Source organism: Vibrio sp. DNB22_10_4 (genome assembly GCF_052879755.1).
The window spans coordinates 216,128-232,496 of record NZ_JBNNXW010000003.1 but is presented as its reverse complement, the minus strand read 5'-3'; the positions used below and the strand labels follow the sequence as shown (position 1 = coordinate 232,496).

14 protein-coding genes are annotated in these 16,369 nt (G+C 46.8%); 8 read left to right on the top strand and 6 right to left on the bottom strand.

Features of this window, described 5'->3' with window-relative positions; all coding sequences use genetic code 11:
* Nucleotides 1-52: 52 nt before the first annotated feature.
* A complete protein-coding gene (locus ACVA6Q_RS11965; protein ID WP_446647653.1) occupies nucleotides 53-1,078 on the bottom strand; it encodes a sugar ABC transporter substrate-binding protein in 1,026 nt (341 codons plus the stop codon).
* A gap of 434 nt (nucleotides 1,079-1,512) precedes the next feature.
* Between ACVA6Q_RS11965 and ACVA6Q_RS11960 the strand changes: the two genes are divergently transcribed.
* From ACVA6Q_RS11960 to ACVA6Q_RS11925, 8 genes are all read left to right on the top strand, one after another.
* A complete protein-coding gene (locus ACVA6Q_RS11960) occupies nucleotides 1,513-2,472 on the top strand; it encodes a sugar-binding transcriptional regulator (protein WP_446647652.1) in 960 nt (319 codons plus the stop codon).
* A 9-nt stretch (nucleotides 2,473-2,481) separates the two neighbouring features.
* Nucleotides 2,482-3,468 (top strand): aldo/keto reductase, encoded by a 987-nt coding sequence (locus ACVA6Q_RS11955; protein WP_446647651.1) that lies wholly within the window; start codon nucleotides 2,482-2,484, stop codon nucleotides 3,466-3,468.
* 44 nt (nucleotides 3,469-3,512) lie between these two features.
* Nucleotides 3,513-5,285 carry an FAD-dependent oxidoreductase gene (locus ACVA6Q_RS11950; RefSeq protein WP_446647650.1) on the top strand — a complete coding sequence of 591 codons (1,773 nt, stop codon included), beginning with the start codon at nucleotides 3,513-3,515 and terminating at the stop codon, nucleotides 5,283-5,285.
* Nucleotides 5,269-6,114, top strand: coding sequence for a class I fructose-bisphosphate aldolase (locus ACVA6Q_RS11945; RefSeq protein ID WP_446647649.1), 846 nt, complete (start codon nucleotides 5,269-5,271; stop codon nucleotides 6,112-6,114). The genes ACVA6Q_RS11950 and ACVA6Q_RS11945 overlap by 17 nt, the downstream gene beginning before the upstream one ends.
* Before the next feature lie 29 nt (nucleotides 6,115-6,143).
* Entirely contained in the window at nucleotides 6,144-7,631 is a 1,488-nt protein-coding gene (locus tag ACVA6Q_RS11940) for an FGGY-family carbohydrate kinase (protein ID WP_446647648.1), read from the top strand.
* A gap of 149 nt (nucleotides 7,632-7,780) precedes the next feature.
* Nucleotides 7,781-8,938 (top strand): iron-containing alcohol dehydrogenase, encoded by a 1,158-nt coding sequence (locus ACVA6Q_RS11935; RefSeq protein WP_446647647.1) that lies wholly within the window; start codon nucleotides 7,781-7,783, stop codon nucleotides 8,936-8,938.
* 49 nt (nucleotides 8,939-8,987) lie between these two features.
* Nucleotides 8,988-10,511 (top strand): CoA-acylating methylmalonate-semialdehyde dehydrogenase, encoded by a 1,524-nt coding sequence (locus ACVA6Q_RS11930; protein WP_446647646.1) that lies wholly within the window; start codon nucleotides 8,988-8,990, stop codon nucleotides 10,509-10,511.
* Between the two features lie 163 nt (nucleotides 10,512-10,674).
* Complete coding sequence (locus ACVA6Q_RS11925; RefSeq protein ID WP_446647645.1) at nucleotides 10,675-11,469, top strand: IclR family transcriptional regulator; 795 nt, start codon at nucleotides 10,675-10,677, stop codon at nucleotides 11,467-11,469.
* Between the two features lie 21 nt (nucleotides 11,470-11,490).
* Here ACVA6Q_RS11925 and ACVA6Q_RS11920 read toward each other — a convergent pair whose 3' ends face one another.
* From ACVA6Q_RS11920 to ACVA6Q_RS11900, 5 genes are all read right to left on the bottom strand, one after another.
* On the bottom strand, nucleotides 11,491-12,273 hold the full coding sequence (locus tag ACVA6Q_RS11920; protein WP_446647644.1) for an IclR family transcriptional regulator: 783 nt from the start codon (nucleotides 12,271-12,273) through the stop codon (nucleotides 11,491-11,493).
* Nucleotides 12,274-12,352: 79 nt separating this feature from the next.
* On the bottom strand, nucleotides 12,353-13,267 hold the full coding sequence (locus ACVA6Q_RS11915; RefSeq protein WP_446647643.1) for an SMP-30/gluconolactonase/LRE family protein: 915 nt from the start codon (nucleotides 13,265-13,267) through the stop codon (nucleotides 12,353-12,355).
* Between the two features lie 150 nt (nucleotides 13,268-13,417).
* On the bottom strand, nucleotides 13,418-14,503 hold the full coding sequence (locus tag ACVA6Q_RS11910; protein WP_446647642.1) for an ABC transporter ATP-binding protein: 1,086 nt from the start codon (nucleotides 14,501-14,503) through the stop codon (nucleotides 13,418-13,420).
* A gap of 4 nt (nucleotides 14,504-14,507) precedes the next feature.
* Nucleotides 14,508-15,416 carry a carbohydrate ABC transporter permease gene (locus tag ACVA6Q_RS11905; RefSeq protein WP_446647641.1) on the bottom strand — a complete coding sequence of 303 codons (909 nt, stop codon included), beginning with the start codon at nucleotides 15,414-15,416 and terminating at the stop codon, nucleotides 14,508-14,510.
* A 3-nt stretch (nucleotides 15,417-15,419) separates the two neighbouring features.
* Nucleotides 15,420-16,313 (bottom strand): carbohydrate ABC transporter permease, encoded by an 894-nt coding sequence (locus tag ACVA6Q_RS11900; protein WP_429759083.1) that lies wholly within the window; start codon nucleotides 16,311-16,313, stop codon nucleotides 15,420-15,422.
* Nucleotides 16,314-16,369 lie beyond the last annotated feature (56 nt).

Genomic DNA, 16,369 nt, shown 5'->3' with positions numbered 1-16,369 from the left:
TAAGTGAGTAACATATAAGGTCGGCGGTCTAGCCGCCGACCTTAAGCCTGGGTTAGTTGCTGAACTGAGCGTCTAGCCATTGCTCTGCATCAGGCTTTGGCATTGACCAGTAAGAGATGGTGTAAGCCTTATAGAAGAATTCTTCTGCTTGATCCTTCGTTGGCGAAACCTTCTTGTTGATGACATCCATTACTAAGTCGATACGACCACGTGCTGTTTCAATCGGAGGAAGACCCATGGAGACTTTTAGGCTTGATTCAGGATCATAGATTTGACCAAATTCAACCGAGTCAAAGTCAACACTGGCGACGATCTCTGTCACCGGCTTGCCATCTTTAAACTTACCGCGACCTAGCTGGTTGAGACCTGCCATTGTGCCTACTGTTAAGTTCGAGGCTTCGGAATAAATCAAGTTAACTTCTGGTTGTTGAGTAAGAAGATCTACAATGATTTGTTTCGCTGCTTCTTGACCGCCGCTAGCATCAAGAGCGCCGAGGTTTTTCGCTGTTGGATCAACCGAAAGCACGCCTTCAGCAAATGGGTTAGTTCGGCCAGAGCTTACCTCGGTGTGGTTTGGCCAACCGAGTTGAACCATGACGATAGGCTTGTCAGGATTGGCTTCTTTCCACGCTTTTGCCATTTGTGCGCCCATATCGTAAGAGACGGTCGCTTCATCACTTCGAGCCGTTGGAATGCCGGTATCAGTGATTGGGCTAAAGAAAGACGTCATAGCGATGTTCTCCTCTAATGCTTCTTCAACACCCGGAGTCGCAGCTTCGCCATCCCAAATATGAAGTGAGGCACCGTCAAATGCACCTGCTGCTACTTGGTCAACGTTTTGCGTCATTACCGCTGAATCGGCTTTACCATCGAAGATAACCACTTCAGCACCGTACTTCTCTTTTGCGTAGCGCTTTGCTTCCGTCGCTTGAGATTGGTGGAATACATTAGACAAATCAGAAACGAAAAATGCGATTCGTTCGTTTGCATGTGTTGTGGCAGCTAGGCTTGAAGCGACAATAATACTCGTAGCGATAAGTCCTTTATTAAATATCTTTTTCAAAGTCACTGACTTCATAATTTTCTCCATTTGTATTTGCTATTCACTCGTCGTCTTTGGAGCAACATCTGCTTCGCCTCTATAAAACAGCCTCGTTCTTAGTAAGCCAAAAGCAGCACAACACGTTGTTCTCGATGATGTGAATTATCTTTCAGACAGGTGAAATATATTTCACGTGTTAAAAGGTAGTGAACAAAATGTAGCCGGTCAATGCTATATCGATACAATACGTATCACTTTGGCTGTTATTTGTGATCTGGCGCACTTAAATGGTCAAAACGATACGATTGGTATCATTTTGACTTGTAAAAGTCCTTTTCTATGATTACTTTTTACTCAGATGAAATAAATTTCACATCTAGTTAACCAAGGTTGCCAAGACAAAAAGTCATTGAGTGTTAACGAAATGTGAAGCCTATATAAAGGCAGAAAGCAGTAATAAAGGTAGAGATATGACGATGAACGAACGTGACGACATATTGAGACAAACAGCAAAGATCTTAACGTTGCGCTATATGGAAAATCGCAGCCAGTCAGACATTGCTAAGCAGCTTGGGTTGTCCACGGCGAAAGTGAATCGTGTTATTAAGCAAGCGCATGATGATGGTCTGGTCGAGATTACGCTAAAGCTTCCACAAGAAAGAACGCACTCGCTAGAACAGCGCTTGTTGGAAACGTTTGGTTTGAGAACGGCGGTGATTCAGCCAAGTCTCAGTCAGGATGACGAAGTTGTCACTCGCCAAGTGGCACAAGCCGCTGGTGAACAACTTATAGAAACCATTAAGCCAGACAGCATTATTTGTATTAGTGCGGGTAAAACTATGGCGCAGATTGTTCAGCAGCTAAAGCCGATGAACTTTCCGAATGTGCGAGTGGTTCCAGCAACAGGGGGTATTCAAGGTCATCACTTTACGGATGTGAATTACCTAGCCAGCAAGTTAGCGGAAAAATTGGGCGGAACAAGCACCCAGCTTCACGCGCCGCTTTTCGTGGATACCGACGAACAGCGCAACATTTTGATGGAGATGCGCAGCGTTAAAGACGTACTCGACTTGGCGCGTAATGCAGATATTGCTCTGGTGGGTATCGGTTCTGTCGCCAGTGAAAGCGACAGCTACTATGACCTTCGGTCACTAAGTGGTCATGAAACAGAAACACTGATTAGTGCTCAATGTAAAGGGGAGATATTGGCCAACCTTTATGACGCACAAGGCGACAAATGCGCCGAACACATCAATCAAAAACTCATTGGGCTCAATCTACAAGAACTTAATAGCATCGAACACAGTTTCGGTGTCGCAGCTACTCGCACCAAAGTGTCAGCCATGTTAGCGGCGCTGAAAGGTGGATTGATTAACGGATTAGTCTCAGACGAAGACACTGTCGCCAGTGTATTAGAACAAGCAGAATAGGGAATCAACATGCAAACGAGAGAAATCGGCAATTCAGGTATTGAAGCATCAGTTATCGGTCTTGGTACCTGGGCAATGGGCGGCTGGATGTGGGGCGGAACAGATGAGAAAGCCTCCATTGATGCCATTCATGCTTCGTTAGATCACGGTGTGTCTTTAATTGATACCGCTCCAGCGTATGGACTTGGAGTATCTGAAGAAATAGTGGGCAAGGCAATTAAAGGACGCCGCGACAAGGTGGTTCTGGCAACGAAATGTGGTTTGGTGTGGCATACCAATAAAGGTAATCACTTCTTTGATGAGAATGGCAAGCCCGTGCATCGTTACCTTGGGGCTGACGCTATCCAACATGAGGTGGAGCAAAGCTTAAAACGTCTGCAAACGGATTATCTCGATCTCTACATTACCCACTGGCAAGACCCAACTACGCCGATTGCGGAAACCATGGAAGCATTATTGGCGCTAAAGAAAGCAGGTAAGATCCGCGCCATCGGGATCAGCAACGCCAATCAAGCGGAGTTGGAACAGTATCAACAAACGGGCGTTGTCGACGCGGTGCAGGAGAAGTACAACCTCATCGAGCGTCAGTTGGAGCAAACCTTGCTGCCGACCACTATCAAAACTAACGTTGCGTGTCTGAGCTACTCGTCACTTGCTATGGGGCTGCTGAGCGGAAAAGTCACCCCTGAACGTGTCTTCACCGGCGATGACCAGCGCATCACTGATCCTATGTTTACAATCGAAAACCGCCGTTGGGTGCAAAAGTTCTGTCAGTCCATTGAGCCGATTGCTCGCCAGAAAAATGTAAGTGTCGCGCAGCTAGTGATTGCCGCAACACTTCAACAACCTGGTATTACCTATGCCCTGTGTGGCGCACGTAATTCCGCGCAAGCAATAGAAAACGCCGCAGCAGGAACTGTGGTGTTAACTCAGGAAGAAGTGAAGTTTATTGATGCAAAATCCCATGAGTTTTTTGGCGAGTTGGAATTGGCGTAACGATACAACGTAAGGAAAGCGGAAAACAGTGGCAGGGAGCAACAATGAATAATAACTCAACCGCCTTTAGGCGAATAAAAGAGAATAGCGAGTTTGACGCCGTGGTTATTGGTGGAGGCATCAATGGTATCAGCGTTTTTCGAGAGCTAGCACTGCAAGGTGTGAAGGTCTTGTTAGTCGAGAAAGATGACTTTTGCTCTAAGGCCAGTGCTGCGCCATCTCGCATGATACATGGCGGACTTCGTTATCTAGAAAATGGTGAATTTCAATTGGTGAAAGAAGCGCTCTATGAGCGAAACCGTCTGCTTAATAACGCGCCTCATTTTGTTGCTCCTTTAGAAACCACCATACCAATTTTCTCTACTTGGTCGGGTATGTTTGATGGCTTGTTTAAGTTCTTAGGATTGAAAGACAAGCCTTCACAACGCGGCTCTGTGGTCATCAAAATCGGTTTGAGCCTCTACGACTGGTTCACTATGCGTGATCAATTGATGCCAAATCACCAGATGCATTCCGCTCGCTCAACGCAAAAACGCTGGCCAATGATGGGGAGTGACGTAAAGAGCAGTGCCACATACTTTGATGCTTGGATTAGCTCACCCGAGCGCCTCGCCTTGGAATTGATTCAAGAAGGGGTCGAAGCGGGCGGCGTTGCCCTAAATTACACCATGGTCTCTGGGTTAGAGCAGGGGCAGATGACGATTTCTAACCATAAGGTTGCCGAGTCCATCCAAGTTAAAACGCATCATGTGGTCAACGCCACAGGTGCTTGGGTCGACACGACCAATGGATTACTGAGTGCACCTAGCCAGTATATGCAGGGGACAAAAGGGTCACATATCATCGTCGACAACGCAGATCTGCTGGCAGAGCTGGATGGCAATATGCTGTTTTATGAAAATAGCGAAGGACGAGTTTGTATCTTGTTCCCGTATTTCGGAAAAGTACTGATCGGCTCAACGGATATTCCGGTAAGCGACCCTGAATCGGTGCGTTGTACTGACGAAGAAATTGATTACATCATCGAATCACTAAGGGGCGTGCTACCAAACCTGGATATCAGTCGTGAGCAGATCGTCTATCAGTTCTGCGGCGTGAGACCGCTGCCGTCCGTCAATACCTCGACCACAGGGCAAATCCCCCGCAGTCATTCATTGAAACAAGACACGATTGGCGACACTCATATCTATTCGCTTATCGGAGGCAAGTGGACAACGTTCCGTGCCTTTGGTGAGGAAGTGGCAGATGAACTCTTAGCATCGCTAGGCAAAACGCGAGTATGCGATACCAAACAAAGAGCGATTGGTGGTGGCAGCAGTTACCCTGTCACTGATTCATCAAAAGCCGCTTACTTAACCTCGCTGACTGAGCGTCACCCGCAATACTCAGAACGCCAAATCGAAACTTGGTTCCAGCGCTACGGCACCGTTTGTGAATCGCTGCTTGATGCACTTCAAGGAACAGAAGATAAAGCGCTGTCGTCACTCAATGACTACACCCAAGGCGAGCTCAAGTTCATTTTGGAGCGCGAGTATGTGTCGACAACGTTAGATGTGCTGCTTCGCCGGACTTCCATTGCTATTGAAGGCAAATTAACCGCGGAAAGCTTCGAGGAGATTTCTAATTTGGTCGCTGACCATTTTTCTTGGAGTCAAAGCGAGCGCGATAAAGATAGAGCTCAATCGAAGCAAGTACTGCTGGATTTTCATGGCGTTGAGCTGGACGCCTTATCAACCGTTTCAAAACTCAAATTGCAACCTACCGTTACGGAAAATGAACAACTATTAGATGGAGAAGAGTATGTATTTAACCAGTAAAGTCAGGATGAATCGCCTATTTAAACAGGGGCGTTGTTTGGATGTGGCTATCGACCACGGCGTGTGCAATGAGCCTTCATTTTTAGATGGGCTAGAAGACATGTCTTCAGTGGTAAACCAACTTGTGGAGGCAAAACCCGATGCGATTCAGATGAACGCGGGACAAGCTGACTTACTGCAAAATGTTGATGGCAAAGACAAGCCTGCACTGGTCATGCGAATCGATTTGGGGAACCCATATAACGCAGAGCGTCACCGCCACATGTGGGCGCTACTGCAAAATGCGGAGCAGCCTCTTATTCAAGCCCTTCAAATGGATGCGGCATGCGTTGTGGTGAACTTATTCATGCTGCCTGATGAACCTGACTTGTTTAAACAATGTGTTGCCAACATCAGTAAGGTCAAAGCTGAGTGTGAGAAATACGGTATGCCACTGATGATCGAACCGTTGGTGATGCAGCCTAACAGCCAGGGACAAGCGTACATGGTCGATGGCGACTGCGAAAAGATTGTCACGCTGGTACGAATGGCACGTGAGCTAGGCGCTGACATTATCAAGGCAGATCCAACCAGCCAAGCGGAAGATTTCCATAAAGTGGTTGAGGCGGCAAGGTGTCCGGTATTGGTTCGTGGTGGTGGACGTGAAGACATTGAATCTGTGTTTAGCAAAGCGCGAGCACTGCTCGATCAGGGTGCCCTTGGCATGGTGTATGGACGCAACATTTATCAACACCCAAATCCGAGCCGCGTTGTCGATGCTTTGATGGCGATGATTCACAATGGTGCGTCTACCTCAGAAGCAATGAACATCTACATTGGCGATAAATAGCAGATACAAAACTAAAGCAAGGAGGGGATATGAAGTCATATGCGATAGGAATTGATTGTGGTAACACGGCGATCAAAGCGGCATTGTTCGATGAGCATGGCTGCGAGATAGGCGCTGTAGCCAATAATTATCCGACTCATATCCCTCAACCTGAACACACTGAAGCGGACTTAAACCAATGCTGGTCACTGTGCGCAGAGGTGATCGCTAAGTTGATCGAGCAAACTGGTGTGGACAGCAGTCAAATTATCGCGCTAGGAACCAGCGGTCATGGGAATGGGCTGTATCTGCTTGATACTGAACTAAAACCATTACTTGGTATTAAGTCTCTGGATAATCGCGCTGCCAGCGAAGTCACCTTGCTACAGACATCTAAGGGATTCACAGACCTCAAAAAGCGTAATCGGCAAGGCGTGTGGTCATCTCAAACAGCAGTGTTACTTACGTGGCTACAGAAGCACCAGCCAGAAACGTTTCAAAAAATCGGTCAGGTTCTGTTTTGCAAAGACTATGTGAACTTCTGCCTTACAGGGCAGTGCGCGACAGAATGGGGAGACATTACTGCATCGGGTTTGTTCGATTTTGAAACTGACTCAGTGTCTCTTGAGCTTCTAAATCACTACCAGTTGGCAGACATTAGCACCAAATTACCGCCGATTTATGAAAGTAACCAAGTGATAGGAACAGTCACCGAAGACGCTGCGCGCAGTACAAAGCTTAAAGCGGGAACACCGGTCATAGCGGGTTTGTTTGATGTGGTGGCTTGCGCGTATGGTTCGCAGGCCAGTTCGCTAGGTGATATCTCGGTGGTTGCCGGAACGTGGAATATCAATCAGGTAGTGACCGAAGAACTGCCACCTGAAGCGATATTTATGGCGTGTAAATTCGCAGAGAATCGTTACTTAGCCATAGAGTCCAGTACTTGTTCGGCATCCAATTTAGAGTGGCTGGTGGAGCGATTTTTCTCTGAGCGAAGAGAGCAGGAAGCGCGTGTTGGCAACAATATTTTTGAACAGTTTAATCGCCAATTGGAAGATGTCGAATTAATGCCAACGCTACCCATGTTCCATCCGTATCTCTATGGTTCGACTGGGCAAGATAGCCAATCTGCCAATCTGTTTGGTTTGAAGGGTTGGCATCAGGACATTCACGTGGTCTACGCCTTTTATGAGGGTATCGTATTTGCTCACCTTGAGCATATCCAAAGATTACGTTCGGCAGGGTATGACGTGGATCGAATTGCCATTAGTGGTGGCGCTTCTCGAAGTGAATATTGGTGTCAGTTGTTTGCAGACATATTGGGCGTCACGGTGACGTCGACAAATTGTAACGAGGTCGGGGCAAAAGGTGTGGCGCAACTGGCGATGAGTACCGTTACTGAAAGTCAGACTGAGCGACTAAGCCCTCAGCCGCAGCCCGATAAGCGTTATGTGCCTAATACTAAGCGCTCGGAGTTCTTTGCGACTCGATATAGTAAGTACTGTCTTCTGAGAGATGCATTACGTTCATTGGGTTGATTGAACCTTGATGAGCTCAAGCGACAGGTCTAGCTAGTTAGCGACTAACAAGGATTTACCACAGCAAAGTTGTGGGGACTTGTTACGTCCTGAATAAATTAATTTAAATAATGATACGAAATGTATCGATATAAATTGTGAGGTGAATTATGAGTCAATCTATTGTTTTGCCAAAGCTTTTAGAGGTAGGCGAAGGCGCGACAGAGCGAGCGGGGGACATTGCGATCCAACTGGGTTGTCGCCGAGTCATGATTGTATCTGATCCAGTGATGAAAGCCTTAGGTCAGGTCGACCAGCTAAAGTCGGTCGTGAATCAAGCGGGTGTTGAGGCGGATGTGTTCACGGATACCGTTCCAGAACCAACGGAGGCGTCGATACTACCAGCGGTCAATAAAGTGATTGATGGGCAATATGATGGTGTCATCGCGCTGGGTGGTGGCAGTGTGATTGATAGCGCTAAAGCGATTGCTTTGCTGGCGGAGCACCAAGGTCGAATTCGAGATTACAGTGTTCCCAATATCGTGACGTTGCCGATTATGCCATTGATTGCGATTCCAACCACTGCGGGAACAGGCTCGGAGGTCACCAAAGTGACCATTATCACCGACGAAACCAATGATGAAAAATTGCTATGTATGGGGCCGGGGCTTATTCCTTCCGCCGCCATCATTGATTTTACTTTAACGATGACGGCTCCAGAACGCATTACAGCGGATACGGGAATTGATGCGTTAACTCACGCCATTGAAGCCTATGTCAGTGGTAAGTCGGGTCTGTTTACAGACCAGCAAGCGCTACTGGCGATGAAACTTATCGCTCCAAACCTGCGTGAAGCCGTCAATAATCCAGACAATAAAGATGCCAAAGAGCAAATGATGCTCGGCGCGACACTCGCAGGTATTGCGTTTTCTAACGCCTCTGTCGCTTTGGTACATGGCATGAGCCGTCCAATTGGTGCGCACTTTCATGTGCCTCATGGAATGAGCAACGCCATGTTATTGCCGACGGTAACGGAATACTCGATTCCAGCGGCTAAAACACGTTATGCCGAGTGTGCAAGAGCGATGGGTGTGGTTGATGCGAGTACTAATGACAATGATGCCGTTGCAGCGCTACTGCTAGAGCTCAAGCAGATCAATCAAGATTTGAGCGTTCCTTCCATGAGTGACTTTGGGATTGATAAACAGGTGTTTTGGTCCAATCTCGACATCATGTCTGAACAAGCTTTGGCTTCTGGATCGCCCAATAACAACCCTCGTATTCCAAACAAAGAAGAAGTGATCGAGTTGTATAAAGCAGCTTGGTAGAGCCCGAATTTTCAAATTAAGCCTAAAAATACGAAACAAGGATGAAAGCATGATCAGTAGTTTTATCAATAATCAATATGTGGAAAGTCAGTCGGAAAGACACTTGCCTGTTTATGACCCTGCTACAGGTGAAGTGCAGAACCAAGTTGGACTGTGCTCAAAACAGGAAGTAGAGCAGGCAATTACCATTGCACAGGCCGCGTTTGACTCTTGGGCTAAAACCACCCCCCTTAATCGCGCCAGAGTCATGTTCAAGTTTAAAACTCTGTTAGAACAAAATCGTGATGAACTGGCGAATATCATTAGTCGTGAACATGGCAAGGTATTTAGCGATGCACTAGGTGAGATCACTCGAGGGCTAGAAGTGGTCGAGTTTGCCTGCGGTATCCCACATCTGCAAAAAGGGGAGCACAGTCTAAACGTTGGTACTGGCGTCGATTCACATTCGCAAATGATGCCACTTGGTGTGGTGGCAGGGATTTCGCCCTTTAACTTCCCAGTCATGGTGCCTATGTGGATGTTTCCTATTGCCATCGCAACGGGCAATACGTTTATTTTAAAACCATCAGAGAAAAACCCATCTGCGCCACTGTTTATTGCGGATCTTCTGAAACAAGCTGGACTTCCTGATGGCGTGTTTAATGTGGTTCACGGGGATAAAGAAGCGGTAGATACGTTACTGCAAGACTCAAGAGTCCAAGCCATCAGTTTCGTCGGCTCAACACCGATAGCCGAATACATCTATTCTGAAGGCGCGAAATACGGCAAGCGCGTTCAAGCCTTAGGTGGTGCGAAAAACCATATGGTGGTCATGCCTGATGCCGATATTGACGGTGCGGTGAATGCGTTGATGGGCGCCGCCTATGGTGCAGCGGGGGAGCGTTGCATGGCAATTTCAGTTGCTGTTGCGGTAGGTGATGAAACGGGCGATGCATTGGCTCGTCACCTTCAAGATAAGTTAGCCACGTTAAAAGTAGGCCCCGGTTACGGTCAACCGATTGAAAACGATATGGGGCCTTTGATTACCCAAGAGCATAAACAAAAAGTTTGCGGATACATTCAAAAGGGTCAGGAAGAGGGTGCTGCTTTACTTGTTGATGGTCGAGATCTTGAACTGGCCAAGTCGAGTGATGGCTTCTTTGTGGGTGGTACCTTGTTCGACAACGTGACTACCGATATGACTGTGTATCAAGAAGAAATATTTGGTCCGGTGCTTTGCATTGTTCGAGTTAAAACCTACCAGGAAGCCCTGCAAATCATTAACGATCATGAATATGGTAATGGTACGGCTATCTTTACTGCAGACGGTGATACCGCGCGAGATTTCTCCGCCAATGTTCAGATAGGTATGGTGGGAGTGAATGTGCCTATTCCGGTACCTATGGCATTCCACAGTTTCGGCGGCTGGAAGCGTTCACTGTTTGGCCCTTTGCACATGCACGGCCCGGATGGTGTTCGATTCTTTACTCGAATGAAAACCATCACAACTCGTTGGCCTGAATCTGATGTGAAAGTCGGTTCAAAGGACAGCACACAGACTCAAGCTGAATTCGTCATGCCAACTATGAAGTAATGCGTAGGTATTGATCTTACAAAGCACATGAGGGCAAGGGCTTGTTTAAACAAGCCCTTTTAATATCACTCACTTAGGCTTTTTACAAGGTTGCACTTAATCAGTAAAAGCAATAGGCTATTCAAAGCATATCGAATACCGTATCAAGGATGAATGTAGCTCTATGACAAGCTCTAGTTCGGCGAATACTACTAAAGGTTCAACTCTAGACCGAGTACTACAAGTGCTTGCCATCGTGGCTCACAGCCGTGGTCAACTCAACCGAGAATCCATTGCCGAACAACTGTCGATGCCCACAGCTTCGGCCAATAAACTGATCAATCAACTCATTTCGTTAGGTCACCTGCAAGAAAATATCATCGGCCGCGTTATCGCAGGCCCGAATCTTCAGTCTCTATCTCACGACATCTTGAAGAATCAGCGCTTTTCAGAGCAGAGAACGTCTGTGCTACAACGCCTTTCAGACACCATTGGTGAAACGTGCGGTATTTCAGTGCCAAATGGCATCGAAATGATCTATTTTGAGCGCGTGAACTGTAACTGGCCGCTGCAAATTAATCTGGCAGAAGGCAGTCCTGTACCGATTGCAGCCTCCGCATCGGGCAAGCTATATCTCTCCAGTTTAGAGCCAGAGATAAGAGAAAATGTCGTGCAGCATATGGGGCTAACGGCTCATACGCCCAAGACCATAACCAATGAAAACCTGTTCTTAGTTGAACTCGAACGTATTGAGGCACAAGGCTTTGGTGAAGACAATGAAGAGTTTGTTGATGGGATGGTCGCGGTATCGGTACCAATAGGCTCAGAGGCCTTGCACTTCGGTTACCTGTTCTGCCACGCACCAAGTTTTCGTGTTTCTCTTGAGGCGTTAAAACAGCACATTCCTGCTATGAAGAGCGCTGCTCAAGAGATTTTGGATTTTACCCTCACTCAGCGCAGTGCCGCAGATGGACAATAGATGGATAGTAGAAGGATAACATCACGTCGTAAGTTGTGACTTCATATCCTGATATACCTTTTCTAAGTTCTGCTGTGCTGCGCGCAAGATAGGTAGGTAATTCTCTAGCTCAGTAACGTCTTTTCGACTCTTTGGACAATGACAGAATAACGCCGCCATGAAGTTGTTGTCTTGGTCATACAGCGGCAGCGCAATCGCAACCATCCCATCGATGAACTCCTCATCATCCAGGCTAAAGCCGCGTTTTTGAATCAAACTGAGTTCTTTTTTGAGGGCTTGAATATCGGTAATGGTGTTTTTGGCATACTGAGTCAACTCGATTTTATTGAACACTCGTCTTAGTTGAGTGGCGGATAACGTGCTCAAATAAAGCTTTCCACTGGCGGATGCCCATAGAGGAGTAGGGAAGCCAACCGGAATAACGATTTGAAGCGGCCAATTGGTTTGGATTCGATCGTAATACACCATGTGAGGGGAAGGGTCTTCGTTGACGAGTGCTAATCCACAGGTTTCCTCAAGCTTGTTGGATAGCCCTTGAAGTATCGCCTGTCGCTGTAACTTGTGTTGGTTTGTCCATCTCACGTCGAGTGCGATAGAGAGCAGTTGTGAGCCAGGGTAAAAGTGACCGCGTTCATCGGATTGAACGTAATTGGCCTCTTCAAGTTGCTGTAACAATCGATGGCACGTGGGTTTAGGAATGCCAGATTCAAAAATAATATCAGAGGCAGCGATAGGGCTTCCTGCTTCTCCGATCCTCTCAATTACATCAATGAGACGGTCAACTGAGTTTACTTTTTCTGACACCTTAATCTTCCCTTAAAAAGTTTGCCCTTGAATAGTTAAGGACAACAAGACGTTATATTCCCAAACTCTGAGTTGAGTTTCAACCAGCGACAAGCAGAGATGGTGACATTACATGGTGTTTCACCCAAGGTTCAGGGTGACCTTTTGTTGGGGCGGGTAGGCTAAATAGGCAACCGGATTGCGGATAGCGTTCGACCTCGCTTGGTGACAGCTCGTAAGCTGCGGTGGTTACGTAGAGTGTCTCTAAATTATGTCCGCCAAAGGTACAACGCGTGGCGTGTTTAACGGGAAGCTCTATTTCACCGAGCTTAGTTGGATGTCCAATGTGTGTGGATGAGGGAGAGTAATAACTGACAACGCCACAGTCCCAATGACAGACGTAGAGGTTGCCTAAACTGTCCACTGTTAGGCCATCGGGATAACCTTGAGATTTATCGAACTCAATAAAAACAGATTTGCTGAGTATTTGAGTCAGAGAGTCATCCAACTGATACTCATAAACTTTCCTCTGGAACATATTAGAGCAGTAGGCGCGTTTTAGCTTTTGGTTAATCGCAATGCCGTTAGCAACACTAAAACCTTGATCTAATTTAACTAAATCCCCTTCGCGCAATACGTATAGCTTTCCGTCAGGTAAGTCTAAATCTGCGCTGTTCATTGTTCCAAACCAGATCTCTCCGTTGGGTGATGCGATGGCGTCATTTAAATGCAGGTGGGCCTGCTCGCTACAAGGGTCGATGATCTTTGAAGTGACCTCAAATTGATGATTTAAAAGAAATAGCCCCTGTTTACTCGCACAGATCCACGAGTCGTTCTCACCGGGTACGATGGCGGTGACATCGAAGGGGACTGTATAGCAGTGAGTGGTATGGGTAATGGTGCAGGTTTTATAAATCTCTCTGCCTGCAGCATCAACCCAAACGATGGATTTGGTTGATTCCAACCAGATAGGCGATTCACCAATGCTGGCTGGAGTGTGGTTGTAGACAAACATATATTTGGCCTATATTGATTCTATTGGTATCAATATAGGCCAAATATTGTATTGGAGTTTTGAATATTTGAAAAGTGTGAACTGGGTTAGTCGAATGATGAAGGGCAAACGGACACCCACAAGGTGAGGTGTCCGCGTTGTTAATGAGAGCTAAAGCCTAAGCGTGGTCTGTGAATCGAAAATTGAGCAGTTTTTTGCATCAATATTTACGGTGACTTGATCGCCTGCAGCGATACTCTCTTCAGACGTAACTCGATGAGACAGCGTATGCTGGTCACTAAATTTCGTCCAGACTAACGTATCCGATCCCATAGGCTCAACGAGTTCTACTTGACCGACTAGCGCGTTATTGACGGCATTTTCTTTCACCATTAAGTGCTCAGGTCTAATGCCAAGTGTGACATTCATTTTATCCGCAGGAGGCTGCGAAAATGGATAGTCAGTGACATCGATGAGTAATCCGTGCGAGTTGAACGTGATTGCCTGTTGTGTCACTTCCAACTGCCCCTCGATGCAGTTCATAGCAGGCGAACCTAAGAACGTGGCAACAAACAGGTTTTGTGGCTTGTTGTAGACATTGTGCGGGCTATCCAGCTGTTGGATGATACCGTCCTTCATCACTGCAATACGGTCAGCCAATGTCAGTGCTTCAATTTGGTCATGAGTAACATAGATCATGGTGGCGTTGAGCGTTTTGTGAAGCTTTTTGATTTCCAGTCTTAGCTCGGCTCGAAGCTTTGCGTCTAGATTTGAAAGAGGCTCATCAAATAGGTAGATATCGGCATCACGAACCAAGGCACGACCAATTGCCACACGTTGGCGTTGTCCACCTGAAAGGGCGGAAGGCTTACGCTTCAATAGTGGTTCGAGCTGGAGCAATTTAGCGGCCCACGCCACTTTCTTATTGATCGTCTCTTTGTCGACACCCGCAATACGAAGGCCAAATGACATGTTCTTTTCAACACTCATGGTTGGGTATAGCGCGTAGGACTGAAACACCATGCCAATCCCGCGATCTTTAGGATCCGCCCACGTCACATCTTTGCCATCAAAATGTATCGAACCACCAGAGGTATCAATCAGCCCACCAATGGCATTCAATAGAGTGGATTTGCCACAACCGGAAGGACCAAGGAGTACCAAAAACTCTCCGTCATTGATGGCAAGGTCTAGTTGGTCGACGATCTTGATTGAGTCGTAGCTGATATCAAGTTTGCTAATATTTACGATTCCCATAGCGTTATCCTTTAACTGCGCCAGAGGCGATACCACGCACAAACCAGCGTCCTGATGCGACGTAAATGATCAGTGGTACGAGTGATGTAAGAATAGTGGCGGCCATGTTCACGTTATAGGCGCGCTCACCAGTGGTGGTGTTGACGATGTTGTTCAGTTGAACCGTCATTGGAAGGTTGTCGTTGCCCGCAAAAACCAAACCAATTAAGAAATCGTTCCAGATATTCGTCACCTGCATGATCACCGCAACGATGATGATGGGCACTGACATAGGTAGCATGATGGTGAAGAACACTTTGAAAAATCCGGCGCCGTCGATACGAGCGGCATTAAACAGCTCCATTGGCAACGTACTGTAGTAGTTTCTAAATAGTAGCGTCATGATCGGCATGCCGAAGATAACGTGTGAAACCACAACACCCGTAAGCGTTCCATAGATCCCGATATCGGCGTAAACGCGAATCAGCGGGTAAATAAACACCTGATAAGGGATAAATGCCCCAAGCAAAAGACACGCAAACAGTAAGTTAGCGCCTTTTATTTTCCAAAACGAAAGGGCATAGCCATTGATGGCGCCAAACAGCACCGAGATGACCACGCTAGGGATTAAGATACGGACTGAGTTCCAAAACCCCACTTGCAGACCACTACAATCAAGGCCAGTACATGCGCTGCTCCAAGCTACTTTCCAAGCGTCTAACGTGAAGTTTTGTGGTAGGGCAAAGATTGAAGACAGACGAATCTCTTCGAGTTCTTTAAAAGACGTGACCAGCATGACGTAGAGCGGCAGCAAGAAAAACAGGGCGGTAATGGTCAGAAAACCATAGACACCAATGCGTCCCCAACGGGCTTTAACAGACATGACGCGTTTGCTGGGTGTCGCACCCATTGTAGGTGAAAGAGTCGCAGACATAAGTTACCTACCTTGTTTCTTGATATAGTTCGAGTAAATAAATGGCGTAATCAAGCACAAGACAGTGGTCAACATTACCGTTGAAGCAGCGGTGGCAAGGCCGATATTGGCGCGCTCGAATAGGTTATCCATAATGAACTTTGCTGGTACTTCACTGGCCACGCCAGGACCGCCACCTGTCATCGCGACTACAACGTCATACATTTTGATGATGCTAATCGACAGCAATACAACGGTTGTAATAATCATTGGGCGCAACATAGGTAAAATAATGCTGATGTAGACACGCCAAGTGGGAATACCGTCAATTTTTGTCGCTTTCCAGAGATCGTCATCAATGCCACGAAGGCCTGCGAGGAGCAGCGCCATGACCAGTCCGGCACCTTGCCAAACGGCCGCAATAACAACGGTGTAAAGCACCATATTTGGATTAACAATCCAGTCGAATGTGAACGATTCCCAGCCAAGAGATTGCATGGTGTTTTGAATGCCTAACTGAGGGTTAAATATCCACTGCCAAACTAAACCGGTCACGATAAATGACATTGCATAAGGGAATAGAAAAACGGTTCTGAAAAAACTCTCGGCTTTAATTTTCTGGTCAATAAACACAGAAAGTAGAAATCCGAGCACAAAGCAAATCGCTAAGAAGAGAAAGGCGATGATCAGTAGGTTTTCTAGCGAGACGATCCAACGGGATGTGCTAAAGAGTCGCTCATATTGAGCAAAGCCAACGAAATCGTTTTTCGGCAACATTCTTGAGCTAGAAAACGACAGACGTACTGACCAAACCATAGTACCCATGTAGGCAATCATGACCGTTAATGCCATGGGTAGAGCAGCCACATAGGCTAGGGCGTTACGTTTTAGGTGTCTTTGCACCGCAGCAACATTCATGGATGCACTCCAAAGTAAGTCTTAATGAGGAAGCATTTCATTGAATGGCGCACCGA

Bases quoted from the DNA above. Each gene is read 5' to 3' on its own strand.
- ACVA6Q_RS11915 (WP_446647643.1), bottom strand. From the start codon at position 13,267: ATGTTTGTCTACAACCACACTCCAGCCAGCATTGGTGAATCGCCTATC.
- ACVA6Q_RS11930 (WP_446647646.1), top strand. From the start codon at position 8,988: ATGATCAGTAGTTTTATCAATAATCAATATGTGGAAAGTCAGTCGGAA.
- ACVA6Q_RS11940 (WP_446647648.1), top strand. From the start codon at position 6,144: ATGAAGTCATATGCGATAGGAATTGATTGTGGTAACACGGCGATCAAA.
- ACVA6Q_RS11905 (WP_446647641.1), bottom strand. From the start codon at position 15,416: ATGTCTGCGACTCTTTCACCTACAATGGGTGCGACACCCAGCAAACGC.
- ACVA6Q_RS11965 (WP_446647653.1), bottom strand. From the start codon at position 1,078: ATGAAGTCAGTGACTTTGAAAAAGATATTTAATAAAGGACTTATCGCT.
- ACVA6Q_RS11945 (WP_446647649.1), top strand. From the start codon at position 5,269: ATGTATTTAACCAGTAAAGTCAGGATGAATCGCCTATTTAAACAGGGG.
- ACVA6Q_RS11910 (WP_446647642.1), bottom strand. From the start codon at position 14,503: ATGGGAATCGTAAATATTAGCAAACTTGATATCAGCTACGACTCAATC.
- ACVA6Q_RS11935 (WP_446647647.1), top strand. From the start codon at position 7,781: ATGAGTCAATCTATTGTTTTGCCAAAGCTTTTAGAGGTAGGCGAAGGC.
- ACVA6Q_RS11950 (WP_446647650.1), top strand. From the start codon at position 3,513: ATGAATAATAACTCAACCGCCTTTAGGCGAATAAAAGAGAATAGCGAG.
- ACVA6Q_RS11955 (WP_446647651.1), top strand. From the start codon at position 2,482: ATGCAAACGAGAGAAATCGGCAATTCAGGTATTGAAGCATCAGTTATC.
- ACVA6Q_RS11900 (WP_429759083.1), bottom strand. From the start codon at position 16,313: ATGAATGTTGCTGCGGTGCAAAGACACCTAAAACGTAACGCCCTAGCC.
- ACVA6Q_RS11925 (WP_446647645.1), top strand. From the start codon at position 10,675: ATGACAAGCTCTAGTTCGGCGAATACTACTAAAGGTTCAACTCTAGAC.
- ACVA6Q_RS11960 (WP_446647652.1), top strand. From the start codon at position 1,513: ATGACGATGAACGAACGTGACGACATATTGAGACAAACAGCAAAGATC.